This window comes from Streptomyces sp. CB02056 (genome assembly GCF_001905545.1).
Classification (GTDB): domain Bacteria; phylum Actinomycetota; class Actinomycetes; order Streptomycetales; family Streptomycetaceae; genus Kitasatospora.
Genome location: NZ_LIPD01000004.1, coordinates 1 through 18,903 on the forward strand (window position 1 = coordinate 1; position 18,903 = coordinate 18,903).

Below are 18,903 nucleotides of genomic sequence, written 5' to 3' on the forward strand. Positions count from 1 at the left end.
TTCGCCAGCAGAGTCGCGGGGCCGACTTCCTGCGCTTACGGGTGGGTTGCCCGGGTGCGGCAGTGGGTGAGGGCGTAGGTGATGCGGCGGTCGGAGGGGAGGGTGGTGGCGAGGAGTTCGCCGGCGGTGACGAGGGTGGTCCAGTAGAGGGCGGGGTCGCCGGTGCGGGGGAGGGGGTGGGCGGCAGTGAGGGAGAGGTAGGCGGTGGCGAGGTTGCCGGTGGTGAACCAGCGTTGGAGGCCGTGCCGGTGACCGGGGCGGAGGCTGCCGTGGGCGTCGATGGCGGTGAGGAGGTGTTCGACGACGGCGAGTTCGGTGTCGGTGAGGGACTTGGGGACGTCGAAGACGCCGAGGGCTTCGAGGAGTTCGCCGGTGTCGGTCTCGCGGGCGGGGTGGTGGTCGGCGAGGAGGGCGTCGTAGCACTCGGCCAGGCGACGGGTGGTTTCGGCGTGGGGGATGTCGAGGGCGAGGCAGACGGCGCGCGCGACGGGCAGGGGCGGGTGGCCGAGGCGGGCGATCAGGGCGTAGGTGGCGGCGGGGGTGGCGCCACGGGAGAGGGTGTGCCGGGCGAGGGTTGTGAGGTGCATGGGGAGTCGGGCTTTCAGGCGGTGGTGGGGGCGATGTGGGCCCAGACGAACTTGCCGATGCCGTACGGGCGGGAGGCGCAGCCCCAGCGCTCGGCCAGCTCGTTGACGAGGTAGAGGCCGCGCCCGTGCTCGTCGTCAGGCGCGGCGGTGCGGACCGACGGGCGGCTGCTACCGGCGTCGTGTACCTCCAGCCGCAGCCGGGAGCCGGTGAGGGCGAAGCGGACTTCGATGTGGCGGTCGTCGGGTCCGTCGGAGTGCTGGACGGCGTTGGCGAACAGCTCGCCGAGGAGCAGTTCGGCGGTGTCGCGGTAGCGGTCCCCGGAGGGCAGACCGGAGAGGTAGGCCCGGATCAAGTACCGGGCCAGGGGCGCGGATTCGGCCCGGGAGGAGAGCCGGGCGACGAAAGCCCGGGGGCGACGGGAAGTGGGCATGAGGGAGCACCTTGGAAGCAAAAGGGGAGGGGGTCATCCACGTCATCGTTGGCGATCTGCCAGCGATAGACAGTCAGTTGCCCATGGCAGTAGTAGGTTCGCCACCGGGCGGTTGTCTGATCTGCTCGTGTCCCGGTTCGGTCGATCCGAGGGCGTAGGTCTTGAAGCCGGCGCGCTCGCCGGTCGGGATGAACCCCGTTTTGCGGAGGACGTGACCGGAGGCGGGATTGTATGGGTGCCCGGCCCAGGTACTTCGTCGACTCTGCGCTGTAGATCCGGAGCAGGGCTTCCTCGTCGCCGGGGCGCAGCTCCCGCAGCTCGATCATCCGCCCACCGCTTCGATGAGCTTCGCCAGTTCGGCGGCAGTGGGCCGCTCGTCGGGGGCGGCCAGCAGGACGCAGCGCAGCCGGGCCTGAAGGGCGGGCCAGGGCATCGTGGTGGACATGGGGACGGCTCGGTGGGCGATGGCCTTGCGGATCTCCTCCACGGGCGTGCCCTTGGGGAGGCCTGCGGTGTCGTAGTCCAGCGGCCACTTCCCGGTGGTGCAGGTCCACAGGGTTCCGGCGAGGGCGTAGACGTCAGCGGTCTGTGTCGTGGGGACGGGCTGGGGGCCGTTGATGATCCGGGCGGCGAGTTCGGGGGCGGTGAGGTGGATCATCGTGCCGTCGAACGTCGGCCATGGGGTGCTGTCGATCTTGCGGGACCAGGCGAAGTCGAGGAGGCGGACCGTCCCGTCCTCGCCGTGGATGCCGTGTGCGGGCTGGAGGTCGCCGTGCACCCAGCCGTCGGTGTGGAAGTCCGCCACGGCGCGGCACAGTCCGACGGCGGCGGCGAGGGCTTCGTCCTTCCCGCCGTCGCCCTTGCGCACGGTGCGGAAGACCTGCCAGGTGGAGGGGCCAGCCAGCCACGGGGTGACGTACCAGATGCCGTCGGCGAAGCGGCCGGCGGTCACGGTGTAGCCGGGGAGTTGGTCGAGGACGGAGGCTTCGCGGGCGGTGACCTCGGCGGCCTCGCCGATGCCGAGCTTGATGCTCACCACACCGCGCGGACCGCTGGCCTTCCACACCGCCGAGCCCCGGCGGTTGCTGACCTCCGTCAGCTCGACCGGCCCACAGAAGGCCTCCGCCGTCCTCAGCGCTTCGCGGGCCTCGGCAAGGAACTCGCCCATTCTCGAACTGCCTTCCATTCACAAGAGATGTGCTTGAACACGTCTCGGCCGTCGTCAACCGACACTGCCAGCGCCGCCGCGAGGTCGGGGGTGGTCTCCAGGCTTCGCGGGTCCAGCGGCCGCGCGCCCGCCCGTACCGGGAGGAACGAGAAGGGCGGCGGCGGGATCCTCTGCCCGCGCCGACTGGTCTCGGCAGCGCCCTGGGGGAACTTGCCGAACATGACTCCGACCGGGGCGTACAGGTGCTTCAGCGCCCAGTGCGGCCAGGCCATCAAGTCTCGGTGGTCGGCGCGTTCGCAGTGCCCGCGCAGCACGACGTTCTCGCATGCGAGGAGACCGAGCGGCCCTGGAGCCAGCCGGTGGTGGCGTGTGCAGTGGCGCGCTGGATCGTGGTCATCTTGGCCTCTCGATGTCTGCTGCGCAGGAAGTCGGCCAGGCCGACTTCCTGCGCTTACGGGTGGGTTGCGCGGGTGCGGCAGTGGGTGATGGTGAGGGTTTCGGTGGTGAACCAGCGGGTGGGGTCGTGGTGGTGGCCGGAGCGGAGGCTGCCATGGGCGTAGGTGGCGGCGGGTGTGGCGCCACGGGAAAGGGTGCGCCGGGCGCGGGTCGCGAGGTGCATGGGGAGTCGGGCTTTCAGACGGTGGTGGGGGCGATGTGGGCCCAGAGGAACTTGCCGATGCCGTACGGGCGGGAGGCGCAGCCCCAGCGCTCGGCCAGCTCGTTGACGAGGTAGAGGCCGCGCCCGTGCTCGTCGTCAGGCGCGGCGGTGCGGACCGACGGGCGGCCGCTACCGGCGTCGTGTACCTCCAGTCGCAGCCGGGAGCCGGTGGGGGCGAAGCGGACTTCGATGTGGCAGTCGTCGGGTCCGTCGGAGTGCTGGACGGCGTTGGCGAAGAGTTCGCCGAGGAGCAGTTCGGCGGTGTCGCGGTAGCGGTCCCCGGAGGGCAGCCCGGAGAGGTAGGCCTGGAGCAAGTACCGGGCCAGGGGAGTGGATTCGGCCCGGGAGGAGAGCCGGGCGACGAACATGCGAGGACGACGGGACGTGAACATGGGGGTACCTCGGAGGGGCGGGGCGGGAGCATGCGAAGGAAGTGCGACGTGCGCCAGGCCTGCCGCCGATCGAGGGTTTGGACACCCGACCGGGGCGGGGCGTGCTGCAAGCGGGGAGAGAGCCGTCTCCGAACTCACGAGGCCCGGCGGGCCCGGGGGTCGGCGGTCGGGGCGAACTCTGCCCAGCCGGCTGCTGCGGTGGCCAGGGCGTTCCGTCGGAGGCGGTCCTCGGCGGATCTGCGCGGCCCGGGTGTCGGCGTCTGGGCAGGACACGAAGGGCGGGGTGCGGCGGCCATCGCGGGCTCCAAGGGATGCGGCAGTGGTGTGTGCGAGTCCGGACCCGACCGGGCTCGCACCCCGAGGCGTCGCTTCTCGGGGTGCTGAGCACCACGATGCCGCTGCTGGAAGGCCTTGAATTTCACCAGAAGTGAAAGATCGTCAGATACCCGTTCGGGTGATCCAGGTTGACAGCCGCAGACTCCGGCGGCTAGCGGAGCGTGACAGTGCGGTCACGGTCTCGCGGGCGAGCGGATGCCGGGATACCTGGTCGGGTGCGACCGCGTACGCGGCGTCGAGCTGGTCGAGTGCGGCCTCCGGTCGGGCCATCCATCGGTAGGCACGGGCCAGGTCGATGTGGTGGTGCCCGATCCTGGTCGGGGCCCATCCGGCGGGGAAGCGCAGCCCCTTCGCGGCGGCCACCGCCCGGTCGTGCTCGCCGGCCTCCACCAGGGTCATCACCCGGTGCACCCGCACGTTGGTGGGCCCGAAGTGCAGTGACAGGTCCGGCTGCTCGCCGGTCCGGGCGGCTACGTGTTCGGCCTCGTCCAGATGGTGCTGCATCAGGTCCTTCTGTCGGGCGCGGGCGGCGACCACGGCCGAGCCGAGGTGTAGTTGCCCGGTGGTGACCAGTGCGCTCGGAGTCTTGGCGTCGGTCCCCTCCAGGTGGCCGCGGCCGGACTCCTGGAGGCGTCGGCAGGCCGCGAGGTCGCCGACGCGCAGGTAGGCGGTGACCCGCAGGTACTCGCGGGCGGCCCGTAGCGCGGGTGCCTGGTCGCCGGCCCGCTCCGCGGCCCAGTCCATCCGGGCCAGTGCGGTCGCGGACAGGTCGCTCAGCCCGATGGCGATCCCGACCGAGTGCCCGCACCGGTAGGCCTCCGCCAGCAGGCCCCACGCCTGCCGCTGCTGCTCACCGGTGAACTCGTGTGCGGCCGTGTGCAGTTCGACCAGCAGGCCCGGCAGCATCGCCACCATCGGCTTGTACTTCGCGGCCTGGGCCAGCGTGTTCACCTGTCGTACCGCTGCCCGAAGCGCGGGCAGGGTGCGAGGCCGAACGGCCTCCTGCGGCGGCAGGTCGTACAGATCGAGCACCGTACGGATCGGGCCCATCAGCGGGACCAACGGGTCATCTGCCGTCCCGTCGCTGTACGGGGGCGGTTGGAGGTCGCCAGGCTCAACTCCCAAAGCCCTGGCCACCGCTGCCACGAACTCCGGCGTCGCCGGCTTGTGTCCGGCCACCACCTTCGTGAGCAGGCTGTACGAGACGTGAGCACGATCAGCGAGTTGCCGATGGCTCAGGCCTCTCACATCTTCGTAGGCGGCGATGCGCTGGCCGGTGCTGATTCCGTCCGGAGGTGCCACGCTGGCCCCATCTCGTGAATTCCTTGAACCCTGCATAGGGGACCGTACCCTTGAACTCGCCTGGTCACAGATCATTCGGTCAAACAACGTTGACGTTGGTCGGCTGGGTGCGCGGCCGGGTTCCATGAGATAGCTGCTTCAGCCGGCCAGTCGACGGATACGGTGTCAGGACTGATCGACGTGGGGAGCCTCGGCGGCCCAGTCCGTCGCGGCGATGACCGAACGGATCAGGGCCCTGGATGATCAGTTGCGGACGTCCTCACCGGTGTCCGCCCGCAGGTACCGCGAACGGTACGGGAGGCCATGACATGAGCAGCGATGAACCGGGCGTGCCCGTGCAGGCCGCACTCGCTCCCACGGGTGAGGACTACTCGGGGGTCTGGGTCAGCCACTACGAGTTCTTCAGCAGCAGCCGGGAGAACACGTTCACCGGCCTGCACCACGTCGTCCTGTCCCAGAGCGGGAACCGGATCACCGGCCGGTCGCTCCCCGGTGCGTCGTCCAATCCCGACTCGCCGCTGTCGTTCGACCTCACCGTCGACCGGAACGTCGTGACGGGCTCGTGGGTGGAGCAGACCGCACAGGACGGCTACTACCAGGGGGCCAGGTACCACGGCGCCATTCAGCTGCTGGTCGATCCGACCGGGCGCCGCATGGCCGGCAAGTGGGTCGGCTTCGGCAAGGAGTTCGACGTCAACACCGGCCCTTGGGAGCTGCGCCTGCTGGAGAAGTCCACGGCGGATGAGGTCTTGAGTCGCTACAGCGTGCCGCCGGAGGCGTAGCGCGCCTCACCACGCTGGTACGGCGAGCCCCCGTGTCGATTTGATGGTGACGGCCTTTCACGGTGGCCCGTCGAGAGTCGGAGTCTGTGCACTACGGTCTGTGGGTAGGCGGTTACAGCGACAATCGCTCCGGCAGCGAAGGACAGCCATGGCGGACGACAAGCAGGCGAGGGGCACCGCGAGCTACCTGTTCGAGGCGGGCATGCTCAAGCGGGCGAAGCGTCAGGGTTGGTGGATCGCCGGCGTCAAGGATCCCGAGTCGATCGCCGAGCACTCGTTCCGGACGGGCGTCATCGGCGCGGTGCTCGCGATGATGGAGGGTGCCGACCCGGCCAAGGTCGCCCTGCTGTGCCTCTTCCACGACACCCAGGAGACCCGGGTCAGCGATATCCCGCACATCAGTCGGCGCTACCTCACCGCCGCGTCGAACGAGCGGGTGACCGCCGACCAGGTCAGCGCCGCTCACCCGGCCGTCGTTGCCGGACTCCAGGCCCTCGTGGAGGAGTACGAGAACGCCGAGAACCTGGAAGTCACCGTCGCCCACGACGCGGACAAGCTGGAGTGCCTGATCCAGGCCGTGGAGTACCGCGAGCAGGGCTACCGGAACGTGCAGCCGTGGATCGACAGCAGCCTCGGCAGCCTCAAGACCGAGTCGGCCCACGCCCTCGCCGAAGCCGCACTGACCATGACGTCCCTGGAGTGGCAGAAGGTCTACCTCGCGTGACGCCACCGACACTCGTCTTCGACCGCTTTTCGGCGCTTGACGGTGCCATCTGACAAAGGAGTTACGCATGTCGACTGATGGGCGGATCTTCCGCGAGGCGTGGATCGCCGGTGTCTCGAAGCACTACCCGGGCGAGCCGAAGGCGGGCTATGTCGCCCCGTGGGAGGAGACCCCCGAGTGGGAGCGGGAGTGCGCCGCTGCCGTGTTCGGGCAGGTCCGGGACTTCATCAGCGTGAGCGGCGGCAACACGTCCAAGCTCTCCCGGGAGCAGAAGGGCCGCTTCGTCGCTACGTGCTGGATCGCTCAGATCCACAAGCACATCGAGAATCCGAAGCCGGGCTATGTCGCCGACTGGGTCGATCTGCCGTCGTGGCAGCAGGAGACCGATGCGGACATCTTCGAAGCGATCGAACGCGCCCACTCCTGAACACCGTGCTCTGCGTGGGAAGTCGGCCCCGCCGACTTCCCACGCCAAAGGTAGGGGCGTGCGTGATGTGGGGGTCCGGGCTTTGCGCTCGAACGGTTCGCACTCTTCGTAGTCGCTGTGCTACTTTCCGCATCATCAACAGAACATAGGAGACCCCGGCGGTGCTCGTAACACCCCGGGGTCTGGCACCAGGAGCAAGGACTCCAGATGCGGATTCATCGTAGCGTTCATTCGCGCGCGTTCAGCGTGCTTCCGAACGGCCTGTTGCAGGACCGGCGGCTCAGCTATACCGCCCGTGGCCTCCTCGCCGACCTGCTCTCCCGCCCCGACGGGTGGCGGGAGGACGGGCGGCAGATGGCGGACAGCAGTCCGCAGGGGCGGGGCGCCGTCCGGCGGGCGCTCAAGGAGCTGACCAGCGCCGGGTACTACCGGGTCGACACCGTCCGGATGGCCGACGGGACCATCCGGTCCGAGGCCCATGTCTTCGACACCCCGCAGCCCGCACCGGCTGTCCCCCGCCCGGCTTCCGGTGGGCGAGGGACCGGCCGCGCTGTCACCCCTCCCGTAAAGGACCCGGGACAAGAACCCACCCTCCCGGATGAACGGACGCGGGCCGCCGTGGCCACCCTGTTCCGGGTGATCAGGCCCGAACCCCGCCTGCGCCTCGGCGAGGCCGAGGCCCGCGCGCTGGCACCGCTCGTCACGCAGTGGCTGGAACGGGGCTGCGACGAAGCCGAGTTGGCCCACGCCCTGCTCCCCGGACTGCCGCAGCCGATGCACTCCCCGGTGGCGATCCTCCGGGACCGGCTACGCCGCAAGCTGCCGCCGGAGCGCCCCGAAACCCCACCGGCCTCGTACGCCGAGTGCGGCCGCTGCCACGACCCGGTGCCCCGCCCCGGCATCTGCCGCGCCTGCGCGGGCCTCGGCACGAGAACCGTCGCCGTCGGCACCGGGGCCGGGGCCACCCCCGGAGGCGTCGCCCGCGCCCGCGCCGCCCTGCGCGGGTGGCCCGGGCGGCCGGTCGCCGCGAACTCCTAGCTGGCGAAGCCGCCTTCGGGTCGGATGATCTCCAGGTTGGTGCCGTCCGGGTCGTTGAAGTAGGCGACCCGGGTGCCGAGCGCGGCGTTCGGGGTGACCTCGCCCTCGATGAAGGTGTAGTCGTCGCCGAGGAAGCCGTAGCCGGCGTCCTTCATCCGCGAGTACACGGCGTCGAAGTCGTCGACCCGCAGGCACAGGTGCATCGAGCCGGGCCGGTTGGCCACGCCGCCGGTCCGTTCGCCGACCGGCTCCTGGAACTGGATGAGGTCGATGCCGAGGCTGTTGTCCAGGTTGATCGTGGCGTAGCGCAGCTTCGCCACGGGCAGGCCCTGCGACTTCCCGAACGGCACGCTGTGCATGGTGCCTTGCGCGACGGGCTCCCGCCCGGTGAGGGCCGTGTAGAAGGTGATCGACGCGTCCAGGTCGGAGACCGAGATGCCGACGTGGGCGGCGAGGGTGAGGTTGATCGGGGTGCTGGAAACGGCCATGGTCGTCCCTCTCGTTCGCGCTCCGTGGCCCCCGGTTTCGGGGGGCGGCGCGGGGCGGAGTGCTGGAGAAACCGGTCCGCTCACCATTGTCCCGGTGCCCGCCGACCGCGCACCTCAGGGCGGCGGTCGGGGTTCAGGGGCCGGCCAGGGCGGCGTCGACCGCCGCTTCGGCGTGCAGCCGGGTGGTGGGGAAGACGGGCACCGGGCTGTCCTCCGGCCGGACGAGCAGTTCGATCTCGGTGCAGCCGAGGACGATGCCTTCCGCGCCCCCGGCCACCAGTTCCCCGATCACCCGCCGGTAGGCCGCTCGGGATTCCTCGCGGACCAGTCCGACGCACAGTTCCTCGTAGATCACCCGGTGGACCAGGGCGCGCGAGTCGGCTTGCGGCACCTGGACGTCCAGGCCGCCCGCCGCCAACCGGCCGCGGTAGAAGTCCTGTTCCATCGTGAAGGCCGTCCCGAGCAGCCCGACCCGCCGCAGGCCCGCCGCCCGGACGGCCGCCGCCGTGGTGTCGGCCAGGTGCAGCAGGGGGACGGAGACCGCCGCCGCGACCTGGTCGGCGACCTTGTGCATGGTGTTGGTGCAGATCAGCAGCAGGTCGGCGCCGGCCGCCTCCAGTGACCGGGCCGCGTCGGCGAGGACTTCGCCGGCCTCCTCCCACCGGCCGGCCGTCTGCAGCCGTTCGATCTGCGCGAAGTCGACGGAGTAGAGCACGAGTCGGGCGGAGTGCAGTCCGCCGAGGCGCTCGCGGGTGAGTCGGTTCAGCAGGCGGTAGTACTCGGCGGTGGATTCCCAGCTCATGCCGCCGATCAGGCCGATGGTCTTCATGGGGCCATTTATAAGCCGGAATCGAAATGTGAGGCAAGTACATAAGTGAATCTTTGATCAGCTCTCCCGGGGCACCCGGTGCTGCCACTCCCGGGCGAACACCTCCGATCCGCCCTCCAGTGCCCGCAGTTGGACGATGCTGAGGAAGTGCCCGGCGTCGCAGCGCAGTTGGGTACGGGTCTGGACGGTGACGTCCCAGCCGATGTCGGGGCGCTCCAGGCGGACGGTGTGGTCGGTGCGGGCCTGGGCGCTGAGCGGGGCGCCGGTGAGCACGCGGTAGGCGGTGACGGTGTGTTCGTCGCGGACCAGGCCGTCGGGGTGGGTGCGGGTGCCGTCGGTGGCGGGGGAGAACTCGGCGCGCCACTCGTGGCGGCCGATGTCGTGCACGGTGAGGTGCTCGGGCCGGGCGGTGAGCGGTTCGGTGAGGTGGACGGCGAGCGGTTCGGGCAGTATCGGGGGTTCGAAGGTGACGGGCCGGGTGCCGACGTCGGCGGCGAGGTGGCGCACCGGCAGGCTGAGGGTGGAGCGGGACGGGTCGACGCCGTACCCGGTGTCCTCGGCCGGGGGCCACACCCAGGGCCAGTAGACGGAGGAGAGGGCGAGCCGCAGCCGGTGCCCGGCCGGGATGGTCGAGGCGCAGGCCGCGAGTTCGACCTCGGCGTCCGGACCCCCGGCGGCGAGGACGCCCCGGGTGACCAGGTCCGAGGTGCCGTCCGGGCCGACCGCGCACAGCCGGACGGCCACCTGGGCGGGCGCGTCGTCCTCGCGCAGCCGCAGCCGTACGGTCGGGGTGCCGAGCAGTTCGACCGGTTCGGGCAGCGGCTGGGAGTCGAAGCAGACCGAGCGGCCGTCCTCCTCCCGCTGGTCGGGCGGCTGGTCGGCGGGGCGGCCGTGCGGGACGTAGGCGCCGGCGTTGAGGCCGGTGTGCTGCGGGGAGCGGACCCGGACGTACCGCTCGTCGGAGGCGGTGCCGGCGGTGCGCAGCGGTCCGTCCAGGCCGTAGTGGATCGCGCGGACGTCGGGGGAGGGCCAGGCCTCGTCGCCGGTCCAGCGGGTGGAGAGCCAGCTGCGCAGGGCGGGTTCCTGGAGGGCGTCGGTGTCGACGCCGCGTAGCCAGTGGTCCCACCAGCGCAGGGTGTCGGGCAGGGCGGCCTCGGGCAGGCCGTGCGGCCAGGGGCCGATCAGGGCGCGCGCGGTGGGGGACTCGGCGAGCAGCCGCAGCACGAAGGAGCAGGACGGGTCGCCCCAGCCGGCCACCGCGAGGGTGGGCACGGACACCGGGACGGTGCTCTCGCCGGCCGCGAGCCAGTCGTCGACGGGCGGGTCCAGGGACTCCAGCCGGGCCAACCAGGTGGCCCGCCAGGCGTCGCCGACGTACCGCGGGTCGGGCGGCAGGGCGGCGTCGGCGACCAGGGCGGTGAGCCGGGTCTGCAGGTCGGCGGCGAGCACGGCCCCGCCGGTCCGGTGCCCGCCCTCGGGGCAGGCGGTGACCACGGCGCCGACGGTCTCGGGGGTCCGGGCGGCGAGCCGCAGCGCGGTGGTGCCGGCCGCACCGACGCCGAGCAGGCCGAGCCGGCCGTTGCACCAGGGGCGGCGGGCGAGCCAGTGGACCACGGCGGCGCCGTCGGCCAGTTCCTGTTCGCCGCCGGGTTCGCCGGGGACGCCCTCGGAGTTGCCGTGCCCGCGGGTGTCGACCCGGACGGCGGTGTAGCCGTGGCCCGCGTACCAGGGGTGGCGGCGGGCGTCCTCGGCGGCGGTCCGGTCGGTGAGGCGGCCGCCGGAGTACTCCAGCAGCGCGGGGCCGGACTCGTCGCCGACCGGCCGCCACAGCCGGGCGGCCAGCCGCGTGCCGTCGGGCAGCGGGACGCGCAGGTCCTCGCGGGTGGTGTGGAAGGGGTAGGACGGCATCGGCCGCTCCCGTCGGTCCCGGGCCGGTGGGGCACCGGCGGGCCCGCGGCGCGTACGGACGGGGTGCCGCTCCGTACGAGCGCGCCGCGGGCGTCGGTACTCCGACAGTAGGGGAGGCAGCGGCCCTTTTCCTGGCGAGCAGCCCTGGCGGGGGCACCCCGGGGCCGAGCCGCCCGGGCGCGGGGCGCGGCCGGTCAGGCCTTGCTGAGCCAGGCGGTGGCGTTGAGGGCGAGGGCGGCGTCGGTGCCCGCCGGGTCGTCCCAGCCGTTGTACAGGGTGTTGCCGGACTGGCCGGTGCCGTCGTCGATCGGGGAGCTGTCGCCCCAGACCGCGACCCGGCCGGAGCCGAAGGTGCTGGTGACGAAGAAGGCGCCGGTGTTGCCGCTGTAGCCGGTCCGGTAGACCAGGCCCTTGACGTTCGGGTTGTCGGCGGGCTTGAGGGTGAAGGTGGTGCCGTTGCGCAGGATCGAGCCGGTGACGGTGCCGAAGGGGCCGTGCAGCACCGGGTCGGTCGCGTCGTTGACCGCGCGCGGGTTGTCGGTGGTGATGTTGAGCAGGTCGACCGAGAAGCCGAAGGGGTCGTTGTTGTTCACCCCGTTGTTGGTCAGCAGGTCGTTGATGATCTTCGGGGAGTCCCAGCCGTCGTTGTTGCGGTCGCTGTTGACGTGGTCGGAGACCAGGAAGAGCCCGCCGCCGTTCTTCACGAAGTTCATGATCGCGGTCTTCTCGCCCAGGGAGAGGCGCGTGTTGGGCTCCGGGATCACGAAGGTGTCGAAGTTGGCGAGGTCGAGCGCGGCGCCGGTGCCGTAGCTGATGGTGGAGCCGGCCGGGAGGGTCTTCAGGCTGTACTGGCCGGTCTTCTGGAGGGCGACGCCCCAGGCGGAGAGGGCGCCGGTCCAGCTCTTCTCGGTGGTGGGGTTGGCGTTCTGGGCCAGCGGGTCGGGCTGGCTGGTGCTGATGATCCAGTCGGCGTTGCCCGCGGTCTCGGCCTTGCTGTTGTCGAACAGCACCCGGTGCGGGGTGGCGGCGGCCCGGGTGGTGGGGGCGGTGGGGCCCGGCGCGGCGGTGGCGACGGGGGTGGTGAGACCGGCCGCGAGCAGCGCCGCACCGGCCAGGGCCGCGGCGGTTCGAATACGGATCGTCATGAGCCGTTCCTCCGTGGGGAGTTGAGGGGTCGGCGCGCAGGTTTTCGCGCGTAGAACGGGAGTATCCGCGCGTAGAGCGCACGGTGAAAGCCCCGGGAGGTTACGAAGCCTTGTACGGGTGGTGACGATCTCCGGGGGTCGATCGGAAGTCGGGGGAAGCCGGGGGGAAGCGGTGTGAAAGCGGGGCGGAAACGGTGCGGAAGCGGGGGGAGACGAATCCGTAATTGCGCATGACTTGCAACTGCGCGCGTCAAGGCGGAAAGATGGCCCAGCTTCGACCGCCCGACCGAAAGGACACGACGATGACCGCCCCCCGCTGGCGCGACCGGCTCACCCGTGAGGAGTGGATCCGCCTGGCCGGAATGGGCGGATTCATCCTCGCGCTGCACGTCGTCGGCTGGTTCACCCTGCTCGCGCTGGTCGAGCCCGAGCACTACACCGTCGGCGGCCAGGTGTTCGGCGCGGGCATGGGCCTGACCGCCTACACCCTCGGCATGCGGCACGCCTTCGACGCCGACCACATCGCCGCCATCGACAACACCACCCGCAAGCTGATGGGCCAGGGCAAGCGGCCGCTGTCGGTCGGCTTCTGGTTCTCGCTCGGGCACTCCTCGATCGTCTTCGGCCTCTGCGCCCTGCTGGCCTTCGGCATCCGCTCGCTGGCCGGCCAGGTGGAGTCCGACGACTCGACGCTGCACGAGATGACCGGCCTGATCGGCGTCACCGTCTCCGGCACCTTCCTGCTGCTGCTCGGCCTGATCAACCTGGGCGCCTTCAACGGCATCCTCAAGGTCTTCCGCCGGATGCGCCTGGGCGACTACGACGAGGCGGAGCTGGAGCGCCAGCTGGAGCGGCGCGGGCTGATGAACCGCATCCTCGGCAAGGTCACCAGGGCCGTCACCAAGCCCTGGCACATGTACCCGGTGGGCCTGCTGTTCGGCCTGGGCTTCGACACCGCCACCGAGGTGTCCCTGCTGGTGCTGGCGGGCGGCGCGGCGGCCTTCTCGCTGCCCTGGTACGCGCTGCTCACCCTGCCGATCCTGTTCGCGGCCGGGATGAGCCTGCTGGACACCATCGACGGCTCGTTCATGAACTTCGCGTACGAGTGGGCCTTCTCCAAGCCGGTCCGCAAGATCTACTACAACCTGACCGTCACCGGGCTGTCGGTGCTCGTCGCGCTGGTGATCGGCTCGATCGAGCTGATCGGCCTGCTCGGCGAGAAGCTGGACATCACCAGCGGCCCGATCGCCTGGATCGGCGGGCTGGACCTCAACTTCGTCGGTTACGCGATCGTCGGACTGTTCGTGCTCACCTGGGCCGCGGCGATCGCCTACTGGAAGCTCGGCAACGTCGAGGAGAAGTGGTCGGCCGGGCTGGCCGCCGCCTCGGCCACCGGCTCCAGCTCGGCCTCCGGCTCCGCCTCCGCGAAGTCCGAGTAGCGCGCGTCACGAGAACCGAGGGGCCGGTGACCGGGGTCTGGTCACCGGCCCCTCGGGGCTTTTCCGGCGGCACCGCTTCCCGCGCCGCCCCGGTACCGCCCCGGTACCGCTCCGGCGCCGCGACGGCACCGCCCCGCCGCTACTTCAGCGCGGCCAGCACCGCCTGCGCCATCACCTGCTCGCCGGTCGCGTTCGGGTGGAACGGCACGGCGGGCGAGCCGGGCAGCGCGCCCTCGATCCAGCGGTCGTCCGAGCAGACGTCGTGCCCGAGGGTCGGCGTCGCGGTGTCCACGTAGGTCGCGCCGTTCGCGGCCGCGGTGGACTTCAGGGCGGCGTTCAGCTTGTCGAGCACCCCGTGCATGTACTCGACGTCGCCCGGGGTGACGGGCTGGCGCAGCACACAGGTCGAGCCGTCGGCGGGCAGGACGGACGGGTAGCCGACCAGCAGCACCCGGGCCCCGGGCGCCTTGGTGTGGATGCGCTTGAGGGTGTCGGTCAGCTGCGGGGTGATGGTGGTGCGGATCCGCTCGGCGAGGTCGTCGGTGCCGTACTGCCAGGACATGGTGCTCCAGTCCCAGTGGCCGTGGTGGTAGACGTCCTTGCAGGGCGTGCCGAACGGGTTGACGACGGCGCCGGCGATGCAGGTGGCGACCAGTTCGCCGAGCCCGAGGTCGCTGGCCGCGAGGTCGTTGCCGCCGATCCCCAGGGTGACCAGGTCGGTGTCGGCGGTGACCGCGTCCAGCTGCGGGTCGTTGACCCGGATGAAGGCGTCGTACTGGGGCTGCGTCATCGCCTTGATCTTGGCCGCGGCGCAGGTGACGTCGGTGTACCGGCCAGCCTTGAGGGCGCCGGCGACCAGGTGGCCGTAGTTGCGGTCGGAGCGCAGGCACAGGCCGGCCGACTGGCCCGGCACTCCGGCGCCGGCGGCGTAGGAGTCGCCGAGCGCCACGTAGTGCCGGGGCGCCTGGGTGGCGGCCTGGGCGGTGGTGGAGGTGAGCGCGAGCGCGGCGCCGAGGGAGACGGCGGCGAGGGCGGTGGAATTCCGGAGGTGCCGGGATTTCCGGGCAGGACGGAGCACGGTTCCTCCTGGGGGAGAGAAACGACGGGTGGGGGTTCGTGCGGAGCCGGACTACGGCTACTCGCAGGTAAGTTACTGCCGTGTTTCCCGGACGTCCATGGTTCGCGCGGAAATCGCCGACATTCCGTCAGATGTGGTCGAACGGTGTCGAACGGCATTTCGCATTTCGCTCCACCGGGTATCGCTCGGCAATCGCGCGGGTATCGCCCGGCCGTCGACGGCAATTCCGAAACGGCGTGGAGCGGAATTCACGGCGGCGGTTGTTACCCGCCGGTTGACCGGACGTCACCGCAGGCCGCAGTATCGGGCGCACAGCGACGGCGCGTCCCGGGCGCGCCGCCACCGCGAGCCGCCACGGAGGACTGCGCATGGCCCTGGACGCCGACGTCATCGTCATCGGGGCGGGCCTCGCGGGCCTCGCCGCCACCGCCGAACTCGCCGACGCCGGACGGAAGGTGATCCTGCTCGACCAGGAGCCCGCGGCCTCCCTCGGCGGCCAGGCGCACTGGTCCTTCGGCGGGCTCTTCCTGGTCGACTCGCCCGAGCAGCGCCGGATGCGGATCCACGACTCGCACGCCCTCGCCCGGCAGGACTGGTTCGGCACGGCCGGCTTCGACCGCCCCGAGGACGCCTGGCCGCGCCGCTGGGCCGAGGCGTACGTGGACTTCGCGGCGGGCGAGAAGCGCTCCTGGCTGCACGGCATGGGCGTGCGGTTCTTCCCGGTGGTCGGCTGGGCCGAGCGCGGCGGTCAACTCGCCGACGGGCCGGGCAACTCGGTGCCGCGCTTCCACATCACCTGGGGCACCGGACCGGGACTGCTGGCACCCTTCGTCCGGCGGGTCCGCGCGGCCGCCGCCCGCGGCCTGGTGGAGCTGCGCTTCCGGCACCGGGTCACCGGGCTGTCCGCCACCGCGGGCGCCGTCGACACCGTCACCGGCGAGGTGCTGGTGCCCAGCCCGGCGGGCCGGGGCGAGGCCAGCTCGCGCGAGGCGGCCGGCGGCTTCGAACTGCGCGCCCAGGCCGTGATCGTCACCTCCGGCGGCATCGGCGGCAACCACGACCTGGTCCGCAAGGCCTGGCCGGCCCGGCTCGGCACCCCGCCCGCCAGGCTGCTCTCCGGGGTGCCCGCGCACGTGGACGGACTGATGCTGGACGTCGTCGGCCGGGCCGGCGGCAGCCTGATCAACGGCGACCGGATGTGGCACTACACCGAGGGCATCGAGAACTGGGACCCGATCTGGGCCCGGCACGGCATCCGCATCCTGCCCGGCCCGTCCTCGCTCTGGCTGGACGCCCGCGGCCGGCGGCTGCCCGTCCCGCTCTTCCCCGGCTTCGACACCCTCGGAACGCTCGAACACATCATGACCACCGGGTACGAGTACACCTGGTTCGTGCTCAACCAGCGCATCGTCGAGAAGGAGTTCACCCTCTCCGGCTCCGAGCAGAACCCCGACCTGACCGGGAAGTCGGTGCGCGGCGTGCTCGGACGCGCGCTGCCCGGCGCCCCCGGCCCGGTCCAGGCCCACCTGCGGCACGGGCGGGACTTCGTGGTCGCCGGGAACCTCGCCGACCTCGCCCGGGGCATGAACGCCAGGACCGCCGAGCCGCTGATCGACCCGGACGAACTGCGCCGCACCGTCGAGGACCGCGACCGGCAGCTGGCCAACCCCTTCGCCAAGGACCTCCAGGTCACCGCGATCCACGGCGCCCGCCGCCACCTCGGCGACCGGCTCATCCGCACCGCCGCCCCGCACCGCATCCTCGACCCGGGCGCCGCCCCGCTGATCGCCGTCCGGCTGAACATCCTGACCCGCAAGTCGCTGGGCGGCCTGGAGACCGACCTCTCCTCCCGGGTGCTGCGCCCCGACGGCGAGGTGCTGCCCGGGGTGTACGCGGCCGGCGAGGCCGCCGGGTTCGGCGGCGGGGGCGTGCACGGGTACCGCTCGCTGGAGGGCACCTTCCTGGGCGGCTGCCTGTTCTCGGGCCGCACGGCGGGCCGGGCGGCGGCGCGGGCGGTCGGGTAGCGGCGCCGGGGCCGTCGGGTAGCGGCGCCCCCCGGCCCCTGCTACCGGGCCTGCGGCATGTCCCTCGGCCGGACAGGGGAGGGCCCCGGCGGTCGGAAGGCGGTACCGGACCGGCCCCTGGGGGAGGACACTGGTAGCGGTCCCGCCCGCACGAGACGTTCGGAGGAACGGTGAGCGCAGCACCCCTGCACGGTCACCACGACAGCCGCCAGCCCGTCCCCCGCACCCAGGACGGCGTGGCCGCGGCCCTGCCGCCCGCGCAGCGCATGGAGTTCTACCGGGAGATGGGCGAAGCCGACATCGAGACGATCGGCGGCGTACTGAAGCGGTGGTGGCTGCGGGCGGAGCTGTACCGCGACCCGGAGGGCGACCGGATCCACGCCGCCGTCCAGGCCGGCACCGCTCCCGGCGCCTCCGCTTCCGCGGTCCTGCGCCGGCTCGGGGCCCGGTGAGCGGCTACGACGAGTTCCCGGACGACGACGACCCGATCACCGTCTCCCCGGCCGTGGAGGAGTTCCTCGGCGACCCTGGCACGCCGGCCGACGTGTTCTCGGCGGTCGTGGCCTTCCTGGTCGACCTGCGGGAGGATCCGTTCCCCCGCCTGAGCATGCCGGTGCCCGGCCGGCCCGGGATGCACTCGGCCCCGCTGCGCCGGGACCTCGGGCTGGTGGAGTACGCGGTGAACGAGGACGCGGACCCGCCCCGGGTCTACGTCTCCCGTGTCCTGCGAGCGGACTGACCGGCCCGCCGTCGGCGAGACCGAGGGCCGGCCGGTCGGGAACCGGCGGTCAGGGCCTGGCTGCGTAGTGCTGGTCGACCGGGCGCCGACGGGTGGCGACGGCGTCAGAAGGTGGCCGGCGGCTCCAGCCCCAGGGGCCGGGCGGCCCGGCCGCGGACGGCGAAGACGATCGCCGCGATCAGGCCGATGACGGCCAGCAGCAGCCCGAGCGCGGCCACGACGAGCGCGCCGGCGAGCTTGCCGGGCAGGGCCTCGGAGTCGGCGCCGCTGTGCCACACCACCCGCTCGCCGACCTTGGCGAGGTCGACGGTGCCCTGCTGGTCGGCCAGGTTGATCCGGGAGTCGAAGGCGTCGCCGCGGACGTCCCCCATCAGGAAGGCCCGGCCCGGCGGGACGGTGACGTCGAAGTCGAGGTAGCAGGTGTGGACCTGCCGGGCCGACGGCTCGTCGACCGGCTTCCCGTTGAGGCTGAACTGCCCGTTCACGCAGGCGATGCGGTCGCCGCCCAGGGCCATGGCCCGCTGGATGACGATGCCCTGCAGCGTCCAGGGGGAGTCGACGGCGTAGACCTCGCCGTGGCGCACGTCCGCGGGCTGGACCCGTTCGGTCCAGAGCCCGGTGCCCGACCGCAGCTCCGGCGACATCGTGTCGCCCGTCATGCGGTGGTAGCCGTAGTCGGAGCCGACCACGGCGAACCCGAGCACGGCGCACAGGACCCCGACCACCCCCACGGCCACCGATATCCATGTACCGCGGCGGCCCCTTCGCTTCGGCATCAGGCCGTCCTCCCCTTGTTGTTCGTGAGTCGTGTGGTGGCCCGTGGGCCGTGCGCATCCTAAGGGTCTGGGATGCCCGCTGGCCTGCGGGTACAGTGCGGGGGCCGGTGCGGAGCGCGCCGCCGACCACGAGGGGGAGCAGAGCCGATGAGCCGCCGAGAGCGCGACGGTGCCCGGGACCGCAAGCGGGGCGCCGGTGCCCCCGTGACCGTGACGGTCTGCCGGGGCTGCTGCTGCGGCACCGAGGCCAAGCACCCCGGGGTGGACCACGCGGGCCAGTACGAGCGGCTGCGGACGGCGGTGGGTTCGGCGGGCCGGGTCCGGGCGGTCAAGTGCCTGGACGTGTGCACCCAGTCGAACGTGGTGGTGGTCGGCCCCTCGGCGGAGGGCCGGGCGGCGGGCGGCCGGCCGGTCTGGCTGGGCTTCGTGCTGATGGACGACATGATCGACGAGATCGGTGCCTGGGTGCGCGCGGGCGGCCCGGGCCTGGCCGATCCGCCGGGGCTGCTGGACCTCCAGCTGATCTCGGTGTCCCGGCGGGTCCGCGAGGGCCTGCCGGAGTGAGGACGAGCCTGCCGGAGTGAGGTCGGGCCCCGGCTGAGGTCGGCCGTTGGTCCTACAGGATGATCGTC

General features: G+C 72.0%; 19 protein-coding genes and 3 pseudogenes. 9 read left to right on the forward strand and 13 right to left on the reverse strand.

Going from position 1 to position 18,903, the window contains the following annotated elements; all coding sequences use genetic code 11:
• Positions 1-35 precede the first annotated feature (35 nt).
• The 7 genes and pseudogenes from AMK13_RS11880 to AMK13_RS46400 all read right to left on the reverse strand — a co-directional run.
• Positions 36-587 (reverse strand): hypothetical protein, encoded by a 552-nt coding sequence (locus AMK13_RS11880; protein WP_074002192.1) that lies wholly within the window; start codon positions 585-587, stop codon positions 36-38.
• Between the two features lie 14 nt (positions 588-601).
• On the reverse strand, positions 602-1,018 hold the full coding sequence (locus AMK13_RS11885; RefSeq protein WP_074002193.1) for an ATP-binding protein: 417 nt from the start codon (positions 1,016-1,018) through the stop codon (positions 602-604).
• A gap of 322 nt (positions 1,019-1,340) precedes the next feature.
• The gene (locus AMK13_RS11890) at positions 1,341-2,186 is read right to left on the reverse strand and encodes a protein kinase domain-containing protein (RefSeq protein ID WP_074002194.1); all 846 of its coding nucleotides are present in this window, start codon (positions 2,184-2,186) and stop codon (positions 1,341-1,343) included.
• Between the two features lie 451 nt (positions 2,187-2,637).
• Positions 2,638-2,805, reverse strand: coding sequence for a hypothetical protein (locus tag AMK13_RS43450; RefSeq protein ID WP_158077694.1), 168 nt, complete (start codon positions 2,803-2,805; stop codon positions 2,638-2,640).
• A 14-nt stretch (positions 2,806-2,819) separates the two neighbouring features.
• Entirely contained in the window at positions 2,820-3,236 is a 417-nt protein-coding gene (locus AMK13_RS11900) for an ATP-binding protein (RefSeq protein WP_107418724.1), read from the reverse strand.
• 438 nt (positions 3,237-3,674) lie between these two features.
• Positions 3,675-4,523 (reverse strand): transcriptional regulator, encoded by an 849-nt coding sequence (locus tag AMK13_RS11905; RefSeq protein ID WP_241852844.1) that lies wholly within the window; start codon positions 4,521-4,523, stop codon positions 3,675-3,677.
• Between the two features lie 162 nt (positions 4,524-4,685).
• Positions 4,686-5,000 (reverse strand): annotated as a pseudogene (locus AMK13_RS46400) (helix-turn-helix domain-containing protein); the annotation flags it as partial.
• 158 nt (positions 5,001-5,158) lie between these two features.
• On the opposite strand from AMK13_RS46400, the pseudogene AMK13_RS11910 reads away from it, so the two are divergent.
• The 4 genes and pseudogenes from AMK13_RS11910 to AMK13_RS11925 form a co-directional block, all read left to right on the forward strand.
• A pseudogene (locus AMK13_RS11910) lies at positions 5,159-5,656 on the forward strand (XRE family transcriptional regulator); the annotation flags it as partial.
• A gap of 148 nt (positions 5,657-5,804) precedes the next feature.
• Positions 5,805-6,380 carry an HD domain-containing protein gene (locus tag AMK13_RS11915; RefSeq protein WP_074002199.1) on the forward strand — a complete coding sequence of 192 codons (576 nt, stop codon included), beginning with the start codon at positions 5,805-5,807 and terminating at the stop codon, positions 6,378-6,380.
• 67 nt (positions 6,381-6,447) lie between these two features.
• The gene (locus AMK13_RS11920) at positions 6,448-6,807 is read left to right on the forward strand and encodes a hypothetical protein (protein WP_074002200.1); all 360 of its coding nucleotides are present in this window, start codon (positions 6,448-6,450) and stop codon (positions 6,805-6,807) included.
• A 354-nt stretch (positions 6,808-7,161) separates the two neighbouring features.
• Positions 7,162-7,845, forward strand: coding sequence for a hypothetical protein (locus AMK13_RS11925; protein ID WP_241852845.1), 684 nt, complete (start codon positions 7,162-7,164; stop codon positions 7,843-7,845).
• On the opposite strand, the gene AMK13_RS11930 is transcribed toward AMK13_RS11925, so the two are convergent.
• From AMK13_RS11930 to AMK13_RS11945, 4 genes and pseudogenes are all read right to left on the reverse strand, one after another.
• A complete protein-coding gene (locus tag AMK13_RS11930) occupies positions 7,842-8,333 on the reverse strand; it encodes a VOC family protein (protein WP_074002202.1) in 492 nt (163 codons plus the stop codon). The two genes, AMK13_RS11925 and AMK13_RS11930, sit on opposite strands and share 4 nt — an antisense overlap.
• Positions 8,334-8,466: 133 nt before the next feature.
• Positions 8,467-9,162: an aspartate/glutamate racemase family protein gene (locus tag AMK13_RS11935; RefSeq protein ID WP_074002203.1), complete on the reverse strand. Its 696-nt coding sequence runs from the start codon at positions 9,160-9,162 to the stop codon at positions 8,467-8,469.
• 57 nt (positions 9,163-9,219) lie between these two features.
• Entirely contained in the window at positions 9,220-11,070 is a 1,851-nt protein-coding gene (locus AMK13_RS11940) for a CocE/NonD family hydrolase (RefSeq protein WP_074002204.1), read from the reverse strand.
• Between the two features lie 197 nt (positions 11,071-11,267).
• Positions 11,268-12,215, reverse strand: a pseudogene (locus AMK13_RS11945) (hydrolase); the annotation flags it as partial.
• Between the two features lie 302 nt (positions 12,216-12,517).
• On the opposite strand from AMK13_RS11945, the gene AMK13_RS11950 reads away from it, so the two are divergent.
• Complete coding sequence (locus tag AMK13_RS11950) at positions 12,518-13,654, forward strand: HoxN/HupN/NixA family nickel/cobalt transporter (protein WP_074002206.1); 1,137 nt, start codon at positions 12,518-12,520, stop codon at positions 13,652-13,654.
• A gap of 139 nt (positions 13,655-13,793) precedes the next feature.
• Here the strand turns inward: AMK13_RS11950 and AMK13_RS11955 are convergent, their stop codons facing one another.
• Positions 13,794-14,732: an SGNH/GDSL hydrolase family protein gene (locus AMK13_RS11955; protein ID WP_074002207.1), complete on the reverse strand. Its 939-nt coding sequence runs from the start codon at positions 14,730-14,732 to the stop codon at positions 13,794-13,796.
• A 368-nt stretch (positions 14,733-15,100) separates the two neighbouring features.
• On the opposite strand from AMK13_RS11955, the gene AMK13_RS11960 reads away from it, so the two are divergent.
• The 3 genes from AMK13_RS11960 to AMK13_RS11970 all read left to right on the forward strand — a co-directional run bounded on the left by AMK13_RS11960 (position 15,101) and on the right by AMK13_RS11970 (position 17,495).
• Complete coding sequence (locus AMK13_RS11960) at positions 15,101-16,756, forward strand: FAD-binding dehydrogenase (RefSeq protein WP_074002208.1); 1,656 nt, start codon at positions 15,101-15,103, stop codon at positions 16,754-16,756.
• 170 nt (positions 16,757-16,926) lie between these two features.
• Positions 16,927-17,208 (forward strand): hypothetical protein, encoded by a 282-nt coding sequence (locus tag AMK13_RS11965; protein ID WP_074002209.1) that lies wholly within the window; start codon positions 16,927-16,929, stop codon positions 17,206-17,208.
• Complete coding sequence (locus AMK13_RS11970) at positions 17,205-17,495, forward strand: hypothetical protein (protein ID WP_049652761.1); 291 nt, start codon at positions 17,205-17,207, stop codon at positions 17,493-17,495. Before AMK13_RS11965 ends, AMK13_RS11970 begins: the two co-directional genes overlap by 4 nt.
• Positions 17,496-17,599: 104 nt before the next feature.
• Here the strand turns inward: AMK13_RS11970 and lepB are convergent, their stop codons facing one another.
• Positions 17,600-18,226 (reverse strand): signal peptidase I, encoded by a 627-nt coding sequence (lepB, locus tag AMK13_RS11975; protein WP_158077696.1) that lies wholly within the window; start codon positions 18,224-18,226, stop codon positions 17,600-17,602.
• A gap of 192 nt (positions 18,227-18,418) precedes the next feature.
• Here lepB and AMK13_RS11980 point away from each other — a divergent pair, with 192 nt between their 5' ends.
• Positions 18,419-18,835 carry a hypothetical protein gene (locus tag AMK13_RS11980; protein ID WP_049652764.1) on the forward strand — a complete coding sequence of 139 codons (417 nt, stop codon included), beginning with the start codon at positions 18,419-18,421 and terminating at the stop codon, positions 18,833-18,835.
• Positions 18,836-18,903: the final 68 nt, after the last annotated feature.